At 67.9% G+C, this 1525-nt stretch carries 1 protein-coding gene; it reads right to left on the reverse strand.

Translation table 11 applies throughout. The features are described from left to right. Window positions 1-130: 130 nt before the first annotated feature. Window positions 131-1525, reverse strand: a 1395-nt coding sequence (locus I2F59_RS09830; RefSeq protein WP_195504016.1) for a sugar nucleotide-binding protein, incomplete at its 5' end; no start/stop codon positions are given.

Here is a 1525-nt window from a genome sequence, read left to right on the forward strand (position 1 = left end):
CCAGATTCTAGGACAGGGGCCGCTTGCGTTTGGCGGTCAGCCGTCGGCGCGCTTACACCAACATTTCCGACGCGATCGAAAAGCCGCCGTTAAAGAACGGCGGCTTTTACTCTCGAAAAGTTGATAGCGGCTAGAGCGTCTTGAGGTACTCCCCAAGCTCTTCCTCCCAGTCGGGCATGTGGAACCCGACCGACTCGAGCCTGGAAAGGTCGAGCGCGGAGTGGACCGGGCGCGGGGCGACGGGTCCCTCGGCGCCGCCGTAGTAGTCGGCGGTGCTGACCGGCACGACCTTGTCCCCGTTGCCGTTGGCGGCCTCGAAGACGGCGCGGGCGATGTCGGCCCAGGACTTCACGGCGCCGGAGCCGGTGCAGTCGTAGGTGCCGTAGGGGGCGTGCGTCCCCAGCACATGGAAGATGGCCCGCGCCATGTCGCGCGTGAAGGTCAGGCGGCCCAGCTGGTCGTCCACGACGGTGACCTGGTCCAGCTTGTCGTCCGGGTCGGCGACGCGGTCGGAGAGCGCCTTCATCGTCTTGACGAAGTTGTGCCCCTCGCCGATGACCCAGGAGCTGCGCATGATGTAGTGGCGGGGGCAGCCGGCCACGGCAATGTCGCCCGCGGCCTTGGTCTGGCCGTAGACGGACAGCGGGCTGAGGGGCTCGTCCTCGGTATGGACCTCGGCCGTGCCGTCGAAGACGTAGTCGGAGGACACGTGCACGAGGGTGATCCCGTGCCCGGCGCAGGTGCGGGCGAGCAGGGCCGGGCCGGTGGCGTTGGCCTTCCAGGCGGTCACGCGGCCCTCGGGGGCCTCCGCTTTATCGACCGCCGTGTAGGCACCGCAGTTGATCACGGTGCCGTAGAGCGACCAGTCGTACTGCGCGTAGGCGTCCGGGTCGGACATGTCGAAGGTGTCGATGTCGCAGAAGTCGAAGTCCTTGGCGACGCCGCGCTTCTCGGCGAGCGCGCGCACCGCATGGCCCAGCTGGCCGTTGCAGCCGGTGACGAGGGTGCGCTTCGGCGCCATGGGGACGACGTCCCTCAGCATCGGGTGGTTGAGGTCCGCCTCGGAGACGGTGGCCTGGTCGAGCGGGATCGGCCACTCGATGGCGAGCTCGGGGTCGGCGAGGTTCACGAAGGTGTAGGTCCTCTTCAGCTCGAGCGACCAGTGGGCGTCCACCAGGTAGGTGTAGGCGGTGCCGTCCTCCAGGGCCTGGAAGGAGTTGCCCACGCCGCGCGGGACGTAGATGGCCTTGCTGGGATCCAAAACGGTCGTGAACACCTTGCCGAAGGTCTCGCTGCCCTCGCGCAGGTCCACCCAGGCGCCGAAGACGGAACCGCGGGCCACGGAGATGAACTTGTCCCAGGGCTCCGCGTGGATGCCGCGGGTGACGCCGCGGCTGTCGTTGTAGGAGACGTTGTTCTGGACGACCCTGAGGTCCGGGATGCCCAGCGCGGTCATCTTGGCGCGCTGCCAGTTCTCCTTGAACCAGCCGCGCGAGTCGCCGTGGACGGCGAGGTCGACGACCTT

The organism is Collinsella aerofaciens, assembly GCF_015556945.1.
In the GTDB taxonomy this organism is placed as follows: Bacteria; Actinomycetota; Coriobacteriia; order Coriobacteriales; family Coriobacteriaceae; genus Collinsella; species Collinsella aerofaciens_AO.